The organism is Allofournierella sp. CML151 (assembly GCF_027853465.1).
GTDB lineage: Bacteria > Bacillota > Clostridia > Oscillospirales > Ruminococcaceae > Allofournierella.
Genome location: NZ_JAPNNW010000039.1, coordinates 1 through 2,580, shown reverse-complemented (window position 1 = coordinate 2,580; position 2,580 = coordinate 1). Strand labels below are relative to the sequence as shown.

Annotated in this window: 2 protein-coding genes; both read right to left on the bottom strand. The window is 53.8% G+C overall.

Translation table 11 applies throughout. The features are described 5' to 3' along the window. Window positions 1-73: 73 nt before the first annotated feature. A complete protein-coding gene (locus PH256_RS15125) occupies window positions 74-769 on the bottom strand; it encodes an ATP-binding protein (protein WP_270914817.1) in 696 nt (231 codons plus the stop codon). A gap of 50 nt (window positions 770-819) precedes the next feature. Further along, window positions 820-2,436, bottom strand: a complete 1,617-nt coding sequence (gene istA / locus PH256_RS15120; RefSeq protein ID WP_270914816.1) for an IS21 family transposase — start codon at window positions 2,434-2,436, stop codon at window positions 820-822. Window positions 2,437-2,580: the final 144 nt, after the last annotated feature.

The window sequence follows — 2,580 nt, the reverse complement described above, 5'->3', positions numbered from 1 at the left end:
TGCATTCTGCGGCGCCCAGCGGCAGCTGGTGCGGTGGCCAGCGGCAGCTGAGCGCCGCTAACAGCAGCCCCGTTTAGCCTGTCGTTACAGGCTTAATCACCACAGTATAGTGCTTGGTAGCGCGCTTGAGAATGGCGTTGGCAGATACCTCGTCATTCAGGATCATAGCGCTCCAGCTTGCTGGTTCCCGCTGGGAACAGATCATGGTACTCAGATTCATTTCGCACCGCTGTTCCAAAATTTCAAACAGGATCTTCACCTCTCGCTCATCCGTAATGGTGTGCAGCAAAAAGTCATCCAGAATGAGCAGTGCAGCGCCACAGACCTTCTTGAGTCGTTTTTGGTACTTGGAGTAGTCCTGTTCCTTGAGTGCAACCAGCGTCTCCAGAAGTGACTCGCAGTGGTGGTACTCCACCCGGTAGGCATTGCAGGCCGCAATCCCAATGGCCTTGGCCAGATAGGATTTTCCGCTGTCAGATGGACCCAGAATGCAGACATTCAGACCAGAATCAATGAAATCGAGGGTAGATAGGGTTTCGGTAATACCACGGGGCAGATACGTCCGCTGGCCGGAATCCACACAGCTGGCAAGCTCCTGGGGACACCCCCGCAGATGGGCGCTGCGCAGACGACTCTGGATGCGTTTGTTTCGTTTCTTCTCGTATTCCGGTTCTACGAGGCTGGCAATCGCCATCAGCGGGTCCAACTCCGGGAAACCGGGAGAGCGGTACATCTCGTCCAGGGTTGCGGACATACCCGGCAACCCCATTTCATTCAATTCCGTCAGGAGTGAGTGAAAGAGTGCTTTTCCGGTGAGCATCATCTGTCACCGTCCTTCTTCTTGGCCTGCGCCAGGCTCTGGCTGCGGGAGAGAAGCCGTTCCAGATCCATGGACGTGGCATCCATCACAAATGCGCCTTTGTTGCGTGTCTCATTCTGGCTGGTATTGTAGCCGGAGACGCCAAGCTCTTCTGCAACCATCGGAATGGTATTTTTGAGGAAGGTGTAGGTTACCTTGCCAAGAGACAGCGCCTGCTTACAGGCTTCTTCCAATGCCTTCCTGCTGTATTTTCTGGTGAAGCTCAGGACACCCTGGCACATCCGGTAGGTCTGTACCTCCAGCTTCCGGCTGGTAAGAATGCGCCGGATCACTGCCTCGGTATTGGGGCCAACAGTCATGGCCTTCTGGATAAAATATGTCCCGTTCCATTCTGAAGCCTCTCTGTAATTGGCAGGGAGATGGTTTGGATCTGTAAGCCATTGGCCCTTTGCTGTTGCTCTTGCCCATTGGCAGATTGGCAGCCCCTCTTTGGAAAAGATTTTAACGGTTGTAGCAGATGCCCGTACAAGCACCTCCTTGTGCAGATAGGCTTTGTCTACGCTGTAATAGGCGTTATCAAAGCGGATGTGGTAATCTGAGGACACCTTGGCCATCCGCCGTTCCATGTACTCATATGGCGCAGCTGGCAGAGGTATGAGTTCCTGCCGTTCCTCTTCCCAGTAGTAAAGCCGACTGTGCGGCTTCTTCGTGAAGGGTGCACTGTTGAGCTTCTCCAGGTGCTTCCACAGATCACGGTTGAACTGCTCCAGGCTGAAGTAGTCCATCTCCTCCATGTCATGGAAGATGCCTTTTTCCAGGATGCCCACGGCATTCTCCACAGAGCTCTTGTATCTGGGCTTTCTCACCTTGGCAGGGAGAATCACTGTGTGGTTGTGCTCAGCCCACTCTCCGTAGTCCTTGTTTAACTCCGGCGCAATCCAGTCCTTGTTGGCAATGACAGCTTGCTTGCAGTTGTCGCAGACCACCAGCGCAGGGACACCACCAAAGTAGCGGAGGGCGTTGTTGTTCACAGCGATCCACTGCGGCTCTTTGGTGGACACCATTCCCTCGGCATAGATGAGCTGTGAGTAAGGGAGGACTGCAACAAAGACCACAATCTCCAGCAGTTCTCCGGTAAGATGATCCACCATCTGAAAGGTCTTGCCAGCGAAGTCTACCTCCATCTTCTGCCCAATGACTGCATTGAAGTGAAGCGTCTCCTTGTTTTCCTCACACCACTTGGTGTAGTTCTCACAGAACTGCCGGTAAGAATAGAATTTGAGGTTTCCGTCCCGGCACTGCTTGACATACCGGTTCCAAAGCACCTTGAGAGTCATGTTCTTCCTGGAAGACATGTCCTTCTCAACGGACGCATAGTCCGGCTGTTCGAAGCTAAGATCCCGCCCAGCCGTGGCTGGATTTTTTCTGTACACCGATTGGGCGATGCCGTAGTTCGTGATCCCCTGCGGGAGAGGGTAGCCGAGTTTATCGCAGGCTTTGAACGCTCGCAAGAAATCGTTGACGCCCGAGGGGCTGACGTTAAGCGACTTGGCGATCGCCATACCGCTCATTCCCAATGCATAGTGTTTTGTAATGATGTCTTTATAGTCTAACATCCATTACCCTCCTAATAGTCAATTTCCGCTGCTGCGGATACCACTATTATGAGGGATACATGGGCTACATCAAGACGCTGCCGCTGCCGCCGCCCCGCTGCCGTTCAGTACCGCACCAGCTACCGCCGGCCAGCGCCGTATGCA